This window comes from Bacteroides muris (ex Fokt et al. 2023) (genome assembly GCF_024704895.1).
GTDB classification, from domain to species: domain Bacteria; phylum Bacteroidota; class Bacteroidia; order Bacteroidales; family Bacteroidaceae; genus Bacteroides; species Bacteroides muris.
Map to the genome: position 1 here is coordinate 1 of NZ_JAMZEE010000033.1, position 20,385 is coordinate 20,385.

Below are 20,385 nucleotides of genomic sequence, written 5' to 3' on the forward strand. Positions count from 1 at the left end.
ATGGCTACGGCAATGACGCCTTGTATCTCTATAACCACACGGCGGTCACGTGCGCCCTTTACTTTCAAAAAGACACCTTCCTGACCTGCAAAGTCACCGGCTGTGATACGGACTCTCATACCCTTGGAAAGATTCAGTTCTTCGGGCTGGAAGTAAAGCAAATGGTCGTTATAGGTTCCGGCAACGGCGATGAAGCGTTGCATCTCATGGTCGGGGACGACTATCTTCTGACCACTGCGGGTATCGGTGATATATTGCAAATAAGTAATTTGAGACTTTACACGCTGTACGTCGGAAGGACGTGCATGGACAAAGACCAGATTACGGATGACGGGAACCAAAGCACGGACTTTCTTACCCTTGCGGATGCTTACCTTATATTGCATGGGGACAAAACAGCCGAGGTTCTCCTTCTCGAGAAGATGCACCGCATCAAGCTCCCTGCGGTATGTGGCACGCATGGCATGCCAGACTTCAACCTCGTTATCCGTTCCCATTTTCGCCACTTTGTTCATAAAAGGGTGTTCCTCCGGGGCTTTGAATACTCGGTATACACCTGGTATCCAATCATTTGCGAGCACATTATGTAAAATACAGCAAGCATTGTGCCCTTCTTGCCAACAGATTTTTTGCAGTTCTTCATTACCTTCCGGTATGAAACTATAAACGAACGGATTACAAGAAAAAAGCGTTTTTTAAACGTTCGTTTTTTGAACGTCAATATTTAAAAAATTAAAGAGGGAAGATTACTTAAAAATTAGTAAAAGGAAGAAGTTAGAGAAATACAATGCAATAGGCTTACTGACAAAGTATTATACTCACTAAAAAGAAATTTATAGAATATTTTTATTAAACATTTTGCGAGATTCAAAAATACACGTTATCTTTGCGTTCATTAAACGAACGTTTAAAAAGCACCTTTCCTAAACGCAATATTCCACTGTATAACAGCAAATTACACCCAAATAAAAAAATATCGTGTTTATAGAAATCAGGTTCCTACAAACACGATATCAATTAAAAAAGAAATTACTATTCTCAGAAATTAAAGATACCCAATTCCGGGAAAGTAGCCCCCTGCACCGCAAAACAGATTCCGAAACAAGCCGCACTTACAATCCAAAGGATAACCAGCGTCCACTTCAGACCGGAATTCATCGGCTGCCATTTGAATATCTGGCTAAAGATGGCCCACACAAGGCTGACCAAAGGAATCCCTACCAGCAAGATACCTGCAATGTACATCACAATGGCAGACAACGGAGAAGTAGACAATACCAAATCAGCCATCGGGAAATGGGAAATGAGAGCCGCACCACCACCGACAGCGACCGTTATCGCAGCAAACAACAGCGCCACGAATACCACTCCAAATACAAACAGTATCGGACTGCAGATAATGGCAAATATCACCAGACAGATTTTCAAAAACCAGCCGGCAATCATCACCAGCCCATCTCCCAACTTTTGCAGGAAAGTACGGGGCTTGTCCGACCTCATATAATCATTCACCCCATTGGCGACTTTCTCAAAACCATCCGTCACCGTCTTTCCGATATTCTCCACCGTAACGGCCTCGCCCCGCATGCTCAACTTCTCAGCAGCCGTGCGAGCCTCCGGTATAATCAGCCAACATACGATATAGACCGGTATCAACGTCCCTACCCCGCAAATCAAGATAACAAGCAGCAACAGCCGAAGCAAAGTCACGTCCCATCCTAGGTAGGCAGCCATTCCACTGATGACACCACCCAGCATCTTGTCATCCGGATTACGGTAAAGACGACGGCGTGTAGTGCCATAAGCGGTATTACTGTTCCAAGCACCGGCACCATAGCCGCCCCCGGTACTCGTGCTGCCGGAATCGGCACTAGCACTCTCTCCTTCCGCCTCCATATCTTCAGGCTTTCCCATACGGGCAATCACCTCTTCTACATCGGCTATCGTAATTACTTGTGAGCCGGCCGACAATTTCTCGGCAAAGAGTTCGGAAATACGGCGTTCAATATCATCTACAATCTCGTCGGCACCGGCTTCCTTGCGGAAGTGCATCTTGAGATTACTCAGATAATTATCCAAAAGACGGTATGCGTCATCATCAATATTGAAAACGGTTCCACCTAAATTTACAGTTAATGTCTTTTTCATAACACACTATTCATTTACAATTTGACTATTTACGATTTACTATTTATCATTCGGCGAATGCGGCATATTCTCTGTGGTCATTTCAAGAATTGCTGATGTGATTCACCGTCTCGTTCAACTCTTTCCAGGATGTTTCCAGTTCACCGAGAAAGACTTCTCCTTTTTCCGTCAACCGGTAATATTTACGGGGAGGACCTTGTGTAGACTCAATCCATTCATATCCCAGAAGGTCGTCATTCTTCAGACGGGTGAGCAATGGATAAAGTGTACCTTCTACTACAATCAGTCTGGCTTCTTTCAACTTCTGAATGATATCCGAAGCATAAGCCGGCTCTTTGTGAAGCAGCAGCATGATGCAATATTCAAGCATGCCCTTGCGCATTTGCGACTTTACATTGTTTACATCCATAATGGCATTTACAATTTGACAATTTACTATTTTGCTGCGCAATAGAGTAATGAGTGTCCTTATTAATTCTATTGACGTTCCTTGTATGGCACAAATATATGTATTATATCAGTACCTTGTATTACAATGTACCTTATATTAAATATGATTAACAATAAAAGCAGTACACACCACTCTCCATCATCAGTAGTGTGAACAACATATCGTTTATGGTCAATAAGTTATTAAGATTTACAGATAAATAAGCCGGTTGATAAGCCTGAACAGAGAAAGGGGAATATTTACCGATGGATAACTATTTTATCCAATATACCGGTCAGACTCGCAATCACCACTCCGTAGTTAGTTATGGGGATATGTTGTGCGCGGGCATGGGCAATACGGTTGAGTACATACTTACGATTGAACATACAGGCCCCGCAGTGGATAATCAAGTCGTATCGGGACAAGTCTTTTGGGAAGTCACTCCCGGAGACGAAGTCTATCTGCAATCCCCCACCGACACGCTTCCGCAGCAGGCGGGGAATTTTGACCTTCCCGATGTCCTCGGCCAGCGGAGCATGGGTACAAGCTTCGGCTATCAGTACGCGCGATTGCGCTGTGAGGCAGTGGATAGCGGCAGCTCCCTCCACAAAATCATGGATATTCCCTTTGTAACCGGCAAAAAGAACCGAAAAAGAGGTGAGGCTGCTTTCGGCGGGCTTTTGCCGATAAACGACGGGAAATACCTGAGAGTCTGTGATAATCAGCTTGGGCGGACGGACAAGGGCTTGCAGAGAGGCTTGCAGCTTATCGGTGGTGCAGCTCATCACCAGGCACTTTTTATCCAACAGTTCGCGGATGGTCTGCACCTGCGGAAGAATCAACCGACCTTTTGGGGCTTGAATATCTTGGGGCATGACCAACAAAACAACATCTCCCTCAGCCACTAGTCCGCCCGTAATGGTTTGCTCACCAAAGTCCTCGGGAAGTTTCTCAAGGATGGCATCGAATATGTCCTGAATGCCGGTGCCTTCTTTGGCACTGACTACAACTGGAGTCCGTCCACACTCCCTTTCAATCCGGAGCACCAACGAAGCGACATCCCGGCGGGAATCGGCTTTATTCAGTATTGGTATAACGGGAATTCCTTGCTCTGCCAGCAAATCCATCCATTGTTTTTCCAAAGTTCCGTCTTCTTCATAAAGCAAGAGGGCGACGTCGGCTTTCTCCACCGTCTTCAAGGTACGTTCCACACGCATCTCGCCCAGTTCGCCTTCATCGTCATCAAAGCCGGGAGTATCAATAAAGAGACACGAACCCAGAGGATATACTTCCATGGCCTTTGTCACGGGGTCGGTAGTAGTGCCGGGAGTTGCCGATACCAATGCTGTGTCTTGCCCGGTCAAAGCATTGACAAGGCTGGACTTTCCGCTGTTCCGTCGTCCGAAAATTGCAATGTGCAGACGGTTTGAATGGGGTGTATGATTCATATTCTCCTTTTTTCCTCCGCTTGAAATCTAAAATCTGAAATCCCTTTTACCTTCTTCTATCTCCCGAAGGTTACGCTCGGCTATCATACGTATCTTGGAATTCGGAATATGCGCCATCTCCTCACGAATCAGCCGTATGCCCTTCTCCTTTGTTTCGGGAGAGGCATAGTCCTCCAGATATTCTTTCAATGTCATCAGGGCATTGGGCTGGCAACAGTTTGCTATCTGCCCGCGCTTGACGAGCGACATGAAACGGTCTCCGGTGCGTCCCTCGCGATAGCAGGCGGTACAAAAGCTGGGGATATGCCCCAGGTCGAGCAGCCAATTCACCACTTCATCCAGCGTGCGCCGGTCGCTTACATCGAATTGGGAAGAGTCCTCCTCTTCCGTTTCCGGAACGGCATAGCCTCCCACACTGGTACGCGAACCGCCGCTTATCTGCGAAACGCCCAGTTCGAGCACCCGGCGGCGTACGGCTTCCGACTCACGGGTGGAAATAATCATTCCCGTATAAGGCACTGCAATGCGGGTAACCGCCACAATACGGCTGAACATCTCATCTGAGATGGCATCGGGAAAGTCTTCGGTCGAAATATCATCTGCCGGACAGATACGCGGCACGCTGATGGTATGCGGACCTACGCCAAAGGTAGCTTCCAGATGTTCGGCATGCATCAGCAATCCTACGAAGTCGTAGCGATAGGTATTCAGACCAAACAATACGCCGATACCTACATCGTCGATGCCTCCCTCCATGGCACGGTCCATCGCTTCGGTGTGGTAGGCATAATTACTTTTCGGTCCTGTAGGATGCAAGGCTTCGTAATGCCCTTTGCTGTAAGTCTCCTGAAAAAGGATATAGGTGCCGATGCCTGCCTCTTTCAGCAACCGATAGTTCTCCACCGTAGTAGCGGCTATGTTGACATTCACCCGGCGAATGGCTCCGTTCTTGTGATGGATGCTGTAGATAGTACGGATAGACTCCAGAATATAATCGATGGGATTGTTCCGAGGGTCTTCTCCAGCTTCCAGCGCCAGACGTTTATGTCCCATGTCCTGCAAGGCGATAACCTCGCGGCGTATCTCCTCTTGCGAGAGTCTCTTGCGGGGAATGGTACGGTTCTTGGCATGATACGGGCAATAGACGCAACCATTCACGCAATAGTTGGAAAGGTAAAGCGGGGCAAACATCACAATGCGGTTACCATAGAATTTCTGTTTGATTTCACGCGCCAAATGAAAAATACGCTCTACCAGTTCCGGCTCGTCGCATTCCAGCAGCAGGGCCGCCTCCCGATGGGAAAGCCCCCGGCACAAAGCAGCCTTGTCAATCAGACTCTCGATGAGCGGACGATTGTTGCGGTTTGCCCGGGCATACTCCAACGTGTCCAATATCTCCTGATGATTGATAAATTCTTCCGCTTGTCTTGACTTTATGTTATACACTTCGTAAATTGATAATTGGTAATTAAAATAAAGAATGAAGATTTGAAAATTATCAATTATCAACGGTCAATTCTCCATTCTCATAATCTCCTCTCTCTTTGGACACTTCATAGCCTATTCCTTTCAGTCGCTCCTCCAGTTTCTGCAAACCTTCTGCAGCTTCAGCACCCACAGAGGCTTTGTTGTCGTAAAGGGAATACTTTGCCCGTTGATGAGAAGGCGAAAGGTTGGGCATCACGACATTGGCGCCCGCCAATATTCCCCGCTCCCGTCCGTCCGGGGCAAGTGTAGCCAAGGCAGTAGTGGCAGGTATCAGTGCGGAAGGATGCATCAGCCGGAAGATAGAAAGCAACTTCAGCGTCAACTCCATATCTCCCGATGAAAAAGAGGAAAACGGAGTATCGTGATGCGGAAGGAAAGGTCCCATGCCTATCATCTCCGGATGAAACCGTTCGATGAAGAGAATGTCTTCCACCAGATGGTCCACCGTCTGGTAAGGACTGCCTACCATGATTCCGGTTCCCACTTGATAGCCTATCTCTTTCAACCACCCCAGGCATTGTAACCGGTGAGAAAGAGACGTCTCCGCCGGATGGAGCTTGCGATAGTGCCTTTCATTGCAGGTTTCGTGCCGCAACAGATAGCGGTTGGCACCTGCCAGGAAGAAACGTTCGTAGGCTTCCCGCGATTTCTCGCCCAAGGATAAGGTAATGGCACAATCCGGGAAGGATTGCCGGATGGCGGCAACTGTCTCCACCATCCCCTCATCCTTCACCGCCGGCGCTTCGCCCCCTTGCAGCACAAAGGTACGGAAGCCCAACCGATAGCCTTCATGGCAACACGAAAGAATCTCCTCCTGCGTCAGCTCATAACGGGTGATGTTCCGGTTCTCCTTCCGTATGCCGCAATAGTAGCAGTTATTGCAGCAACGGTTGGTTATCTCAATCAGTCCGCGAATGAAGATTTTATTGCCAAAGCGGGCAAGCGCTTCTTCCCGGGCAAGCCCTTGCAGGTAGGCTGCAAGGGCTGTGTCCCGACAAAGAAGCAAGGCTTTATACTCTTCGGCATCCAGCCTGCGATTGCTCCGCAGTTTGTCAATCAAATGCTTCATATAAACGGACAAAGGGCTAATACGTCTCTTTTCTCTTTGCCAACTCCTGCGTCAGCTGGCGCTTTCCGGCAGTTATTTCATTATGCGAACATGGCCCGGTAATACAACCGCCCTCACAAGCCATCACTTCAATAAACTGCCCCGGAGCCTTGCCCGACTTGACGTAAGCACGCAACGCACCAATAGCTTTCTTATCCAGATTAGCCACTTGTACGGCATTGATTTTATCCGCCTCTTCCTTCAGATAGGCTTTCACGGCACCCATCACGCCCCCTGCCTGCGCGAAGCCATGCGCCTCGCGCACGGAAGTGAAACTCATGGAATAGGGCTGTGCCTGCTCCATCTGAATATCCAGCCCGGCAAGCACAGAAGCCATTTCCTCGAAAGTCATGATGAAGTCCACCGCCTCGTCACGCTGCGCCTCTTTGCGCTTGGCGACGCAAGGACCTATAAAGACCACCTTCGCATCCGGATACTTCTCTTTAGCAATGCGGGCGGCATAATACATCGGAGACCCGGTACCTGACACGTAGGGCTTCATGGCAGGAATATGCTTGTTCACCAGCTCTATATAAGACGGACAGCAGGAAGTCGTCATAAACTTCTGTCCCTCCTCCAACTTCTCAATCAGCTCGTGCGCCTCGTTGCTGACAGTATCCATCGCTCCCTGAGCTACCTCAATGACATCCGTAAAACCAACTTGTTTCAATGCGCCATACACTTGTTCAATGGTTGTCTTGAACTGCCCCAGGATGGACGGAGCCACAATAGCTACCACCTGCTCACCCTTGCGGATTTTGTGTAACACGTCAAATACCTGCGATATTTCGAAAATTGCTCCGAACGGACATGCATTGAGACACTTTCCGCAATAGATACATTTGCTTTCGTCAATATGCTCTATCCCCTTCTCATCCTTACTGATGGCTTTTACGGGACAAGCTTCCTCACAAGGTACAGGAATATAAACAATGGCATGGTAGGGACAGCTCTTATGGCAGATGCCGCAACTGATACACGCATCATGGTCAATCCACGCCTGCCCGCTCTCCTTGACATGTACAGCTTTCTTGGGACAATTCACCTGGCAACTGCGTGCCGTACATCCGCGGCAAAGGTTCGTAATCTCGTAGTTTATCTGCACACATGCCGAACAAGCTTCGTCAATCACACACATGATATTGTCTTTCGGCTTGCCATTCTCCGCTCTATCCAGTGCACGGGCAGCGTACTCCGACAAAGGAGTCAGTTCATCCATCTCGTCCTCCATATCAAGTCCCAGCAACGGCAGTGACTTGTACTTCCACACTGCGCGCTCTTTGTGCACACAGCAGCGTCCCGCATGCTTAGAACGTCTCGGACTCAGCTCGATAGGCAGCCGGTCTATTTTCTCCACAAGTTCGTTATTATTCCACAGCTTTACCAGTTCCTTCAGCAATCTGTGGCGGACAATCATAATGTTGCTCGTAAATGCCATATTTTTTAAAATCAGAATTAGTTAGTTCGGTAACGGTCTGCAAAGATAACGATTGTTTCACAAAAAAGGCTTAACTTTACAACCCAAACAGTATAAATACCACCGATATGTTTACTATAAGAAAAGCAACGACAGCAGATTGCGCACTGATTCAGAGACTTGCGCAACAAATATTTCCCGTTACGTATAAGGATATCCTTACTCCCGAGCAGACCGCCTACATGATGGAATGGATGTATTCATTGGACAATATCCGTAAACAAATGGAAGAAGAAGGTCATGTCTACTTTCTGGCTTACAAGGAATGTGAAGCGGTGGGCTATGTGTCTGTAGAGCAGCAAGGGGAAAATTTATTTCACTTGCAGAAGATTTATGTACTCCCACATTACCAAGGTGCACATTGCGGCAGTTTCCTCTTCCGTGAAGCCATCAGGTATATCAAGGAAGTACATCCCGGCCCTTGTGTGATGGAGCTGAATGTGAACCGTAACAACAAGGCACTGCAGTTTTACGAACACATGGGAATGCAGAAACTCCATGAAGGGGATTTCCCGATAGGAAACGGATATTATATGAATGACTACATCATGGGACTGGAAATCTGAGCCCCGGCATTAAAAGTCCTCCAAAAATTAAAGGCTGCGCAGTTCATTACGAACATTGCGCAGCCTTTGGTTTTATCTTCCGTTTCCGATTACTTCGCCACCTTTTCAAGCCATTTTAGCATGAACAGCATGGTAAACATGGAAATGCAGCACGCTACTACGAATACCGTCCACGTCATCCAGATAGGGATACTTTCGTAGAGGATAGCACCGATAACGAGCAACTGATTACCAATGGCAGTAGCACCCAGCCAACCGCCCTGCATGATACCCTGATATTTGGGAGGAGCCACCTTGGACACGAATGAAATGCCCAACGGAGATATGTACAACTCGGCAACAGTCAATATCAGATAGGTAACCATCAGCAACAGCGGAGTCACCTTCACCGGAGAAGTACCCAAAGCGATAATATCCTTGTGCATCGGCAAGTTGCTTACATAAGAACCGATAGCCATTATAAGAAAGCCGGTGGCAGCAATACCCATACCGATGGCAATCTTCCGCGGAGTGGAAGGCTCTTTACCCTTGGCACGTTGTGCTGCAAAAACAGCCATAATAACCGGTGTCAGAGACACAACAAAAATCGGGTTCAAAGACTGGAATAGCTCAGCGGAAATAGCCATTCCGAACAAATTCAAATCTGTATATTCCTTGGCAAAATAAGTCAGCGTCAATCCATTCTGATGGAAAGAAAACCAGAAGAAAATTACCACACCAAATACGGCAAACAATGCATACATGCGCTGTTTCACCTCTTGCGCACTCATCTCCACAACAGTTGCGTCGCCTACTTTTGCAGCAACCTTCTTGCTGGGATCGGGGAACTTCTTTCTGTTGATGATAAAAATCACCAGAGAAAGAGCCATAGCCAAGATAGCTACACCGAATGCATAGTGGAAACCGGTAGTAAACACATTCAGATATTCATTGGCAAATACCGTCATATCCGTTATGGGTGTTCCGGAAATAGTGGCTTTTGCCGCCAATGCGCTATAAGCGTCCACAGCTTCGGGAGTCAGCGTTCCAGCCAGATGTCCGTGGCAAAGGGCAGGCAGGTCGGCATCATAATTGTAGCCGAATGTGGACAGCCACCAGTTACGTACGCCTACTGCGGCAAACGGAGCAAAGATGGCACCTACATTGATGAACATATAGAATAAGGAGAAACCGGAATCGCGCATGCTGGAATATTGGGGATTGTCGTACATCTGCCCTACCAGCGCTTGAAGATTTCCCTTGAAAAGGCCATTTCCGAAAGCTATGACAAACAAGGCTGCACAAGTAATCACCAAAAACAAGGTTTTATTGGCAACCGGTGTAGGAGACGGGATGGCCAGCATCAAGTAGCCTACCGCCATCAAGACAATACCGGTAAAGATGGTACCTTTGTAGTTACGAGTTCTGTCGGCAATAATACCACCTATCAATGCAAGAATGTAAATAGAAAAATAAAATGTTGAGTAAATCAACCCTGCCTCTTTTCCATCCAGTCCGAACTTGGCTTGCAGAAAAAGTACAAGAATGGCCATCATGGTATAAAAGCCGAAGCGCTCGCCCAAATTAGCAAAAGATGCGGCAATCAGACCTTTAGGGTGTTTGTTGAACATAAAAATTAGTTTTTAGAATTAGTAATTAGATTGATTTCTTGAATAATTCCTGCAAATATATAAATTCTATTGAATATTTCCTTATATAATTAAAATATCTCAGCAAAAAATAGAAGATTTATTCATTAAAAAGAACACAAACCTCTGCATGTACTTCCCTTACCAAATCCTTCGGATCCAGTTTAAGCTGCAAACCGCGTTGTCCGGCACTGATATAAATATATGGAAACTGAAGGCACGTTTCGTGAATATAGGTAGGGAAAGGCTTCTTCATGCCGATGGGTGAACACCCGCCCCGGACATAGCCTGTCAGGGGTAAAAGTTCCTTAACCGGAATAAGGTCACACTTTTTGTTACCCGATGCCTTTGCCGCCAGCTTCAAATCCACTTCGTGCTCACCCGGAATGACACAAACAAAATAGCCGGATTTATCACCGTGAAGAATCAGCGTCTTGAACACGCAATTGATGTCCTCACCCAAACTGGCAGCTACATGCACTGCACTTAAGTCATTCTCATCCACCTCGTAGGGAATGAGCTCATACGCAATCTTGGCCTTGTCGAGAAGCCTTGCTGCATTCGTCTTATTGATTTTCACCATGGCAATTTACAAATTTTATTTTATCAGCTTCCAGCTCTTCACGCAGGAATTTCGGAGTATAGCCTTTCTCGCTTTTTGCCACCTCTTCAGGCGTCCCGCAGGAAAGAAGCTCCCCTCCTCCCTTGCCACCTTCAGGCCCCATATCAATGATATAATCTGCCATCTTGATAACATCGAGATTATGCTCAATGACGACAACAGTATTCCCTTTGTCTACGAGTTTGTTCAACACGTTCATCAGAACGCGAATATCCTCGAAATGGAGTCCGGTGGTAGGCTCGTCAAGGATATAAAGAGTCTTGCCCGTATCACGTTTGGAAAGTTCAGTAGCCAACTTCACGCGCTGACTCTCACCTCCGGAGAGCGTGGTGGAGGACTGCCCCAACTTGATATAACCCAATCCGACTTCCTGAATAACCTTAATTTTGTTCAATATCTGAGGAACATTCTCGAAAAACTCCACCGCACGGTTGATGGTCATATCCAGCACATCGGCAATGGATTTTCCCTTAAAACGTACTTCCAGCGTCTCGCGGTTGTAGCGTTTGCCGTGACACACCTCGCAAGGCACATACACATCTGGCAGGAAATTCATCTCAATACACTTGTACCCGTTGCCTTGGCAAGCCTCGCATCGCCCTCCACTGACATTGAAGGAGAAGCGTCCCGCCTTATATCCGCGTATCCTCGCTTCGGGTAAGCCGACAAACAGATTGCGTATATCGGAAAATACGCCCGTATACGTGGCCGGATTGGAACGCGGGGTACGCCCCAAGGGAGACTGATCTACATTCACCACCTTATCTATATATTCTAATCCTTCAATGCTGCCATACTCCAAAGGGTCCTGCAGAGAACGATAGAATTTCTGTGAAAGAATAGGCTGCAACGTCTCATTGATAAGCGTGGACTTACCACTGCCGGAAACACCAGTAACGCAAATCAGCTTGCCCAACGGAAACTCCACATCCACATTCTTCAGGTTATTACCCTTGGCGCCACGCAGCCACAGGCTGTGCCCATTGCCCTCGCGACGCTTGGCAGGCACCTCGATGGCACGTTCACCGTTCAAGTATTGGGAAGTCAGCGTATGCGTCCGGAGCATTTCGCGGGGAGTACCGGCAAAGACAACATCCCCTCCCAGCCTACCGGCTTTCGGCCCCATATCAATGACATAATCGGCCGCAAGCATCATATCCTTGTCATGCTCCACCACAATGACGGAGTTGCCAATGTCACGCAAGTCCTTCAAAGAGCATATCAAGCGCTGGTTGTCTCGTTGGTGCAGGCCGATACTCGGCTCGTCCAATATATACAACACATTCACCAACTGAGAGCCTATCTGCGTAGCCAGGCGGATACGCTGGCTTTCGCCACCGGAAAGGCTGACGGAACTGCGGTTCAGCGAAAGATAATCCAGACCGACGTCAAGCAGAAACTTGAGCCGTGTACGGATTTCCTTCAGGATTTCACCGGCAATCTGCTGCTGCTTGCTACTGAGATACGGGTTCACGTTTGCCAGCCAGTCATACAGTTCATTGATGTCCATCGTGGACAATTCGTAGATGTTCTTGTCGTGAATGCGGAATGAAAGCGCTTCTTTATTCAACTTGGCACCATGACATTCCGGACAAACGGCAGTCTTGGCAAACTGATCCGCCCACTTCTGCGCCGTGGCAGAAGCATCCTTCTCCTGCAACATCTTGATATACTTTACAACCCCCTCAAACGTCACAAAATAATCGGAAGAGGTGCCTATCAGTGAACTCTTTATCTTGATACGCTCGTCCGAGCCGTAGAGTATCTCATCCAGTGCATCGTCCGGCAACTTCTTCACCGGAGTTTTCAGCGTTGCTTCATATTTCTCCAGTAAGGCGGCAATCTGCCAGAAAATCATGCTGTTCTTGGCTTTCCCCAAGGGTGCGATGGCACCTCCGGCGATGGAGAGCTCGCGGTCGGGAATCACCTTGTCGATGTCAATCTGGCTCACCACCCCCAGCCCTTTGCACTTGGGGCATGCGCCCTGCGGGGAGTTGAAGGAGAAGTTGTGCGGTGCCGGTTCCCGATAAGACAACCCCGTCACGGGACACATCAGCCGCTTGCTGTAATGGCGCACGCTGTCGGTCTGCGCATCGAGTATCATCAGCAGTCCGTCACCTTGGCGCATGGCGGTGGCCACGCTGTTCTTCAGACGTGTGTCATCCTTATCCGTCACCACCAACTTATCTATCACCACCTCCACATCGTGGTTCTTGTAGCGGTCCAGTTTCATACCGGGCAAAGCTTCGTGCACCTCACCATCCACACGTACATAGAGGTAGCCCTTCTTGCGCACCTGTTCGAAGAGTTCTTTGTAATGTCCCTTACGGCTACGCACCAGCGGGGCAAGAATATAAATGCGTTTTCCCTTGTAATCCTTCAGGATAAGGTCAAGAATCTGTTCCTCGGTATACTTCACCATCTTCTCGCCCGAAAGGTAAGAATAAGCGTCACCAGTACGGGCAAAGAGCAGACGCAGATAGTCGTAGACCTCTGTGGTGGTGCCTACGGTGGAGCGTGGATTCTTGTTCGTAGTTTTTTGCTCAATAGAGATAACCGGACTCAATCCCGTTATCTTGTCCACGTCCGGACGTTCCAGATTACCCAGAAAGTTACGGGCATAGGCTGAAAAGGTCTCGATATAGCGACGTTGCCCTTCGGCAAAAATAGTATCGAATGCCAGGGAGGACTTGCCGCTTCCGCTCAAGCCTGTAATCACAGTCAGGCTGTTACGAGGGATTTCCGCATCAATATTCTTGAGGTTGTGTACACGCGCACCATATACATTGATATATTCTGTTTCTTCTTGCATGTTGATTAATCCTATCGTTTTAACTGCAAAAATAACTGTTTCCCCCCGAATATCAGCTGGCAAGCGCTATTTTTCAGTTTTGAAATGCACAATATTATTTCTTAACGCAATCCTTTGGTTAGAATGCCACAATATTCGTACCTTTGCAGCTACTTTGGGAAATTGTAAACATAAACCAACGATTACTGAATGAAAACGATTAACCGCATTATCTGCTCCTTGCTGCTTGCCGGTGCATACAGTATCAATGCAGTAGCACAAGAGAATCAATCTTATTTTCTGCATACTATCGAGAAAGGACAAAGTCTTTATTCCATCGCCAGCATGTACGGCGTCAGCCAGTCGGATATCATCAAGCTGAATCCCGGCAGTGACGAAAAAATATTCATCGGACGCACGCTGCGCATCCCGCGCAACGCTGCCAACGTACAAAAAGAGACATACCATACTATCGAAGCCGGTGAGACCCTCTACCGGTTGACCGTAAAATACAATGTATCTGCCAGAGCCATCTGCGATGCCAACCCGGGACTGAGTGCCGAGAATTTTCGTATCGGACAAGTAATCCGCATCCCTTCCACAACCGAAGCCAAAACCATTGTCCCAGTTGAAACGCAAAACAACACTATGGTTGCCAACAATATTCCCGGCCCCGTAGAATCACGATGCCGTGACATGCACAAGGTGAAACGGAAAGAAACCGTATTCAGCATCAGCCGCGAATACGGCATCAGCGAAACCGAACTGATAGCCGCCAACCCGGAGTTGAAAGGCGAAAACAAAATAAAGAAGGGAACCTTCCTCTGTATTCCCTATCCCAAAGCGCAGACGGAGCAAAGCACCCAATCGCAGGCAATACCTACCGACAGTGAGTTGTTCCGCGAAAACAGAAAAGAGACAGAGCGTTTCAGCACCATCAAGGCTGCTGTCATCCTCCCCTTCCTGGACGGGGTATCGAAGAGCGAATCCTCCCGTATGGTAGAATACTACGAAGGTCTGCTGATAGCCGTAGACAGCCTGAAACGTACCGGCACTTCCATTGACCTGTATACTTACAATTCGGGTCCCGAGAACACCTCATTGAACTCCATTCTGGGTAAAAGCGAGATGAAAGATATGGACATCATCTTCGGGCCTCTATACCAACAACATATCAAGCCGCTGGCCGAGTTTGCCAAGAAACAAAACACGCGTCTGGTGATACCATTTACGTCGAAAGACAACACTGTATTTCAGAATCCGGCAATCTACCAGATAAATACCCCACAATCTTATCTGTACTCCGAGGTGTACAATCATTTCGTACGCCAGTTCCCCAATGCCAATGTCATCTTTATTGAAGCCAGCCAGGATACCAAGGACAAGGCAGAATTCATCAAGGGACTGAAAGACGAACTACGCAACCGTTCCATCCCGATGAAGAGCTTGAAAGAGAGTGTCACCGTAGAATCCTTGAAAACGGTATTACGTGCTGACCGTGAGAACATCTTCATTCCCACATCAGGCAGCAACCTGACATTGATTAAGATACTTCCCCAATTAACGCTATTGGTGCGCGAGCAACCCGAAAGCCGTATTCATTTGTTCGGTTATCCGGAATGGCAGACCTACACCAAAGACCACCTGGAAGCCTTCTTTGAGTTAGACACCTATTTTTATTCCTCTTTCTATACAAACAACCTGCTTCCTGCCGCCATCAACTTCACCAAAACCTACCGCAGATGGTATGGTAAGGAGATGGATGAGCGCTATCCCAAATTCGGAATGCTAGGCTTTGATACCGGTTATTTCTTCCTGAAAGGACTTGCGCGCTACGGCTCTTCTTTCGAGAAAAACATGCAGGGATTAGATTTGATACCTATCCAGACCGGCTTCAAGTTCCAACGGGTAAACAACTGGGGAGGCTTCATCAACAAGAAGGTGTTCTTTGTGCACTTCACCAAGAACTTTGAGCTAGTGAAACTGGACTTTGATTAGGGATTCATATAACTCGTAACTATATTTTCGAATGAAACTAAAAACAATCGTCATATTCGCCTTACTGGTGTGTGCATGTGTATTGCCTCTGCATGCACAGGTGGGCGAGCAACGCCACAACTTCGCTGTCGGCGTCAATGGAGGCATCAATCTGAATAGCGTAAGCTTCTCTCCCTCTGTCAAGCAGAAGAATCTGATGGGCGTCAACGGTGGTGTGACAGCCCGATATATCTCTGAGAAATATTTCAGTATGATTTGTGGTGCACAAATTGAAATAAACTACTCACAGCACGGTTGGAATGAGTACTATGAGGACTACCCCACACTGAGCTACACTCGCACCATGAACTATGTGGAAATACCGTTCTTGGCACATCTGGCATTCGGCAAAAACCGCGGTCTGCAATTCTTTATCCATGCCGGTCCACAGATAGGTTTCCTGCTTGGCGACAGTGAAAAGATAGACGGTGATTGGGACGGTACTATAGCAGACTCCTACACCCACATCACCGTGGAACAGCACGGAAAGGCCATAGACAATAAATTTGACTACGGCATTGCAGGTGGAGCAGGCATAGAACTGCGCACCAAGGCTGGCAATTTCCTTGTAGAAGGAAGATACTACTATGCTTTGTCCGATTTCTATGGTAGCACCAAGAAGGATTTTTTCTCACGTTCCGCACATGGAGTTATTACAGCCAAGATTACTTATTTGTTCGACTTGAAGAAATAATACCTTCAAGTAGTATTCTGAGCTATCCTACAGAAATCCCAGGTTCTTGCTAAGATATCCGGGATTTTTGTCCGTTTTTATATTCCGCCCTCACCCACTTCCCGCCTCTTTCTTCCATCACACTTGAAAGATGTCTCAGACGCCCATATCTATATGCTCGCCTTATACGGAACAGCAGTAGTCCCAAGTGACAAGGTCTAAGGAAAAATCCAGTAAAAAGGCAGACCACGTATTCCGAATGAAACACGTGGTCTGCCTTTTATTATTAATTATCAAAACCCTTCTTATCTTCTTAAACGATCTGCTGCCTTCACCATCACCTCATCCTTGTAGATGGCACGAAAAGCCAGATAGTTGAGAATGATGGCTACCACCGGAAGGCAGAGAGCCCATCCTAGCTGGAAAGTCATTGCATCTAAATTATCCTTCAAAATGAACATAAAGACACAGAAAGCTATGTAGTAGCCTATCAGCAGAATACTGCTAAAAATCGTCATACGTATTTGCAACATACGGTTACGGAAAAGGAATATAGTACAGAAGGCAACAAGCACACTGAGCAACAATATCCCGAACAAGCCCCAAGTAGACAAAAATCCTCCGCCAGCCAAAGACACTCCCAGAGGTTTGAAAACATGTGCCGTTACTCCGTCCGTTCCAATGAACTGTCCTACAGGCATACAGATTGTCACAACCAGCAAGATAGTTACCAACAACAAATAAACGGATTGAATACGCTGTATCATTACTGCAATTTTTCTTTTTCCTTAGCCGGGTTACGATAATAAATCTTACCCTCAATATACTCTTGTGTTCCAATCAATGTCGGCTTCGGCAGTTTTTCGTAATAGCGGGAAATCTCAATCTGTTCCCGGTTTTCGAATACTTCTTCCAGATTATCATTGTAAGAGGCAAACTCAGCAAGCTTTTTAGAAAGGTCATTCTTGATTTCCACACTAATCTGGTTGGCACGTTTTCCGATAATCGCTACGCTTTCGTATACATTACCAGTATCCTCACACAACTCCATCATATCACGGGTCACCGTAGTAGTAGGAGCATTTGTCTTTCTGTAATCCATAAATTTATCTATCGTATTAATTACAAATTATTAATTACTTTATCAATCATAAACTCTAAATCACAAATTACTTAGCATATTCTTGCCATTTGCAATTCGTAACTTTCAGTCTGTGGCTTCTTATTATTACTCTTCGCTTCCTTCTCCCAGCATTTTCTGTGCCTCCTTGAAGATTCGGTCGGCTTCCTTCGTATATTTGCTTTCAGGGAATTCGTTTTTAAAAGCATAGCACTCATCCACAGCTTCACGGTAACGTTCCGCTCTTCTATCTTCCACACTATATACAGCCAATTCATACTTGGCACGCAAGATAAGAATGGATAAGTCTTCACGCAGGTTGGTATATGGATAATCCTTCAAGGCATTCTGAGCAGTGATAACACACGCCTGATAGTTATTGCCCAGATAGTTACCCATATTATAATAAAGTTTTGCAGACAGATATTCCTTCATCACCAACTTGTCCTGCAAGGCAAATATCATGTTCTGTGCCTCCTCTTTCTTGGAGCTTTGCGGGAAGTATTCCATAAACATCTGCAACTGTTGGATAGCACTATATGTACCGGATTGATCCAAACGCGGCTCCGGAGTATCCAGATACAAAGCTTTACCGGCATGGAAGCGTGCCAATTCTGTAAATGTACCACGGGGATAAACGTTGTAGTACTGAATGAAAGTCTGCGCAGCAGTCTGATAATCCTTCTGGTTATAGTAACTCATGCCCAGCATATAGAGGGATTCCTCCGCCTTATCAGTACCTTTGAGAATGGCAATCAATTCGTTGAGCAAAGTAGCAGCACGGTTGTACTGACCTTTTGCGAAATAATTTTTTGCCGCTTCGTACTTATATTCATAATCCGTGCTTTTCAGCAATTTATTGTATTCTCCACACGAGGAGAGCAGCAATGCTGCAAGCAGAGTTATTAGGATGTTCTTCTTCATTACTTTTGTTCAAATAATGCGCAAAGATAGAGGTTCGCATCGAATAAAGCAACGATACGAGCCTTAATTTTTCAAAAACCAGATGAACGGGTTAGAAACAGGGACCAACGGTTAGTGGTTAGGGATTATCCCTAACCACTATTTCACAGTTTATACAAGTCACTTGCCGCCAACAAATCGACCTTTTTTTCTGTCAATACACGGATACAGTTATCCATGTCGTTGGGACGGATGATAACATTGGCCGTTTCACCGTTGGCAAAAGAATACATATACTCGATGAAGACACCTTCGTCGGACAGGAAACGGAGTACTTTTGCCAATGAGCCGGGGATATTAGGACAACTGATCCCTACCACATCTGTCACATTCACAGCGAAGTGATTATTTTTCAAAGCCTTATATGCTTTATCCGGTTCGGAAACAATACCACGAAGGATACCGAAATCGGCATTCTCTGCAATACATAGAGCAGAAAGGTTGACACCTTCTTTTGCAAGAACTTCAGTCACCTCCGTGAGGCGGCCGGACTTGTTCTCCAGAAAAATGGAAAGTTGTTTTGCTACCATGATTATTGAGTTATAAGTTATAAGTTATTAAAGCTTTCGGTTGTCGATGACGCGCTTTGCCTTGCCTACGCTGCGCTCAATACTGCGTGGTTCTACCAGACGGACATCTACGCCGAGGCCGAGTACACTCTGCAGGCGGGCTACGAGCTTCTTCTTCAGAGCCAACATCTTGTTGATTTCGTCGGAATAGTATTCAGGGCGAACTTCAACCTGCAACTCCATGGTATCGGTATTGTTCTTGCGGTCTACCAGCAAGAGATAGTGAGGCTCGAATTCCGGCATTTCGAGAATGACAGACTCTATCTGCGTGGGGAATACGTTGACACCACGGATAATCAGCATATCATCACTACGTCCCAAGATACGGTCCATACGAACCAAGGTACGTCCGCAGGAGCATTTTTCATAATGCAGAGCAGTGAGGTCCTTTGTGCGGTAACGCAACAGCGGCATACCCTCTTTCGTAAGGTGAGTGAACACCAATTCACCTGTCTGGCCGGGAGCAACCGGCTCAAGAGTCTTCGGGTCTACAATTTCGGGGAAGTAATGGTCTTCATTGAGGTGGGTGCCATGCTGGCACTCGCATTCATAGCCCACACCGGGACCGGCAATCTCGCTAAGTCCGTAAATATCGAAGGCCTTGATACCCAATTTAGTTTCAATATCCCGACGCATACTTTCAGTCCACGGCTCAGCACCAAATGCTCCTATTTTCAACCTGAACTCTTCGCGGGGAAGACCGGAGTCCTTGATGGCATCTGCCAAATAGAGGGCGTATGAGGGTGTACAGCAGAGTACAGTAGAACCGAAATCATGCATCAGCGTAATCTGCTTCTCCGTATTGCCACTGGACATCGGGATAACAGAAGCCCCGATATTCTCGGCACCGGCATGCGCACCCAGTCCGCCGGTAAAAAGTCCGTAACCGTATGACACCTGAAAAATATCCGAGCTACTGGCACCATAGGCGGTAAAAGCCCGTGAAAGGCATTCGGACCATGCCGAAAGATCTTTTCTGGTATAGCCTACCACAGTAGGCTTTCCGGTAGTGCCGGAAGAGGCATGGATACGTACAAGCTGACTCATGGGTACTGCACAAAGTCCGAAGGGATAATTGTCCCGCAAGTCATACTTGGTGGTAAAAGGCAGTTTTACAATATCATCTATACTGTTTATATCATCAGGAGTAATTCCCAGTTCCTGCATTTTCTTACGGTAAAAAGGAGTGTCATGATACACACGCTCCACAGTCCTTTTGAGGCGAATACTCTGGATTTTACGAAGGCTCTCGCGGTCCATGCATTCAATACTTTCATTCCAAATCATGTTCTTCGTTGTATTACAATTATTAAT

The 20,385-nt window shown here is 46.9% G+C and carries 18 protein-coding genes; 3 read left to right on the forward strand and 15 right to left on the reverse strand.

Features of this window, described 5'->3' with window-relative positions:
* The 7 genes from M1B78_RS12890 to M1B78_RS12920 form a co-directional block, all read right to left on the reverse strand.
* A partial coding sequence (locus tag M1B78_RS12890; RefSeq protein ID WP_257940909.1) for a UpxY family transcription antiterminator occupies nucleotides 1-497 on the reverse strand: 497 nt, incomplete at its 3' end.
* 541 nt (nucleotides 498-1,038) lie between these two features.
* Nucleotides 1,039-2,148, reverse strand: coding sequence for a PspC domain-containing protein (locus tag M1B78_RS12895; protein WP_136010393.1), 1,110 nt, complete (start codon nucleotides 2,146-2,148; stop codon nucleotides 1,039-1,041).
* An 82-nt stretch (nucleotides 2,149-2,230) separates the two neighbouring features.
* The gene (locus M1B78_RS12900) at nucleotides 2,231-2,557 is read right to left on the reverse strand and encodes a PadR family transcriptional regulator (RefSeq protein ID WP_005825341.1); all 327 of its coding nucleotides are present in this window, start codon (nucleotides 2,555-2,557) and stop codon (nucleotides 2,231-2,233) included.
* A gap of 281 nt (nucleotides 2,558-2,838) precedes the next feature.
* Complete coding sequence (hydF, locus tag M1B78_RS12905) at nucleotides 2,839-4,029, reverse strand: [FeFe] hydrogenase H-cluster maturation GTPase HydF (protein ID WP_257931692.1); 1,191 nt, start codon at nucleotides 4,027-4,029, stop codon at nucleotides 2,839-2,841.
* A gap of 27 nt (nucleotides 4,030-4,056) precedes the next feature.
* Entirely contained in the window at nucleotides 4,057-5,475 is a 1,419-nt protein-coding gene (gene hydG / locus M1B78_RS12910) for a [FeFe] hydrogenase H-cluster radical SAM maturase HydG (RefSeq protein ID WP_257931691.1), read from the reverse strand.
* Between the two features lie 52 nt (nucleotides 5,476-5,527).
* Nucleotides 5,528-6,586: a [FeFe] hydrogenase H-cluster radical SAM maturase HydE gene (gene hydE, locus M1B78_RS12915; RefSeq protein ID WP_257940886.1), complete on the reverse strand. Its 1,059-nt coding sequence runs from the start codon at nucleotides 6,584-6,586 to the stop codon at nucleotides 5,528-5,530.
* A gap of 16 nt (nucleotides 6,587-6,602) precedes the next feature.
* On the reverse strand, nucleotides 6,603-8,063 hold the full coding sequence (locus M1B78_RS12920; RefSeq protein ID WP_257940887.1) for a monomeric [FeFe] hydrogenase: 1,461 nt from the start codon (nucleotides 8,061-8,063) through the stop codon (nucleotides 6,603-6,605).
* A gap of 107 nt (nucleotides 8,064-8,170) precedes the next feature.
* Between M1B78_RS12920 and M1B78_RS12925 the strand changes: the two genes are divergently transcribed.
* Complete coding sequence (locus tag M1B78_RS12925) at nucleotides 8,171-8,668, forward strand: GNAT family N-acetyltransferase (protein ID WP_257940888.1); 498 nt, start codon at nucleotides 8,171-8,173, stop codon at nucleotides 8,666-8,668.
* 89 nt (nucleotides 8,669-8,757) lie between these two features.
* On the opposite strand, the gene M1B78_RS12930 is transcribed toward M1B78_RS12925, so the two are convergent.
* The 3 genes from M1B78_RS12930 to uvrA form a co-directional block, all read right to left on the reverse strand.
* A complete protein-coding gene (locus M1B78_RS12930) occupies nucleotides 8,758-10,278 on the reverse strand; it encodes a peptide MFS transporter (protein WP_257940889.1) in 1,521 nt (506 codons plus the stop codon).
* A gap of 118 nt (nucleotides 10,279-10,396) precedes the next feature.
* Nucleotides 10,397-10,876: a Cys-tRNA(Pro) deacylase gene (gene ybaK, locus M1B78_RS12935; protein WP_136010408.1), complete on the reverse strand. Its 480-nt coding sequence runs from the start codon at nucleotides 10,874-10,876 to the stop codon at nucleotides 10,397-10,399.
* Nucleotides 10,863-13,730, reverse strand: coding sequence for an excinuclease ABC subunit UvrA (uvrA, locus tag M1B78_RS12940; protein WP_257940890.1), 2,868 nt, complete (start codon nucleotides 13,728-13,730; stop codon nucleotides 10,863-10,865). Before uvrA ends, ybaK begins: the two co-directional genes overlap by 14 nt.
* A gap of 189 nt (nucleotides 13,731-13,919) precedes the next feature.
* Between uvrA and M1B78_RS12945 the strand changes: the two genes are divergently transcribed.
* Both M1B78_RS12945 and M1B78_RS12950 read left to right on the forward strand, forming a co-directional pair.
* Nucleotides 13,920-15,707: a LysM peptidoglycan-binding domain-containing protein gene (locus M1B78_RS12945; protein WP_257940891.1), complete on the forward strand. Its 1,788-nt coding sequence runs from the start codon at nucleotides 13,920-13,922 to the stop codon at nucleotides 15,705-15,707.
* A 31-nt stretch (nucleotides 15,708-15,738) separates the two neighbouring features.
* Nucleotides 15,739-16,440: a porin family protein gene (locus M1B78_RS12950; RefSeq protein WP_136010383.1), complete on the forward strand. Its 702-nt coding sequence runs from the start codon at nucleotides 15,739-15,741 to the stop codon at nucleotides 16,438-16,440.
* A gap of 284 nt (nucleotides 16,441-16,724) precedes the next feature.
* Here M1B78_RS12950 and M1B78_RS12955 read toward each other — a convergent pair whose 3' ends face one another.
* The 5 genes from M1B78_RS12955 to M1B78_RS12975 form a co-directional block, all read right to left on the reverse strand.
* Complete coding sequence (locus M1B78_RS12955; RefSeq protein ID WP_257931684.1) at nucleotides 16,725-17,186, reverse strand: DUF4293 domain-containing protein; 462 nt, start codon at nucleotides 17,184-17,186, stop codon at nucleotides 16,725-16,727.
* On the reverse strand, nucleotides 17,186-17,521 hold the full coding sequence (locus tag M1B78_RS12960; protein ID WP_136010381.1) for a DNA-directed RNA polymerase subunit omega: 336 nt from the start codon (nucleotides 17,519-17,521) through the stop codon (nucleotides 17,186-17,188). Before M1B78_RS12960 ends, M1B78_RS12955 begins: the two co-directional genes overlap by 1 nt.
* Nucleotides 17,522-17,647: 126 nt before the next feature.
* Nucleotides 17,648-18,463, reverse strand: a complete 816-nt coding sequence (locus tag M1B78_RS12965) for an outer membrane protein assembly factor BamD (RefSeq protein WP_136010380.1) — start codon at nucleotides 18,461-18,463, stop codon at nucleotides 17,648-17,650.
* Between the two features lie 143 nt (nucleotides 18,464-18,606).
* A complete protein-coding gene (locus M1B78_RS12970; protein ID WP_117588771.1) occupies nucleotides 18,607-19,032 on the reverse strand; it encodes an amino acid-binding protein in 426 nt (141 codons plus the stop codon).
* A 27-nt stretch (nucleotides 19,033-19,059) separates the two neighbouring features.
* On the reverse strand, nucleotides 19,060-20,358 hold the full coding sequence (locus M1B78_RS12975; RefSeq protein WP_136010379.1) for a phenylacetate--CoA ligase family protein: 1,299 nt from the start codon (nucleotides 20,356-20,358) through the stop codon (nucleotides 19,060-19,062).
* Between the last annotated feature and the right edge of the window lie 27 nt (nucleotides 20,359-20,385).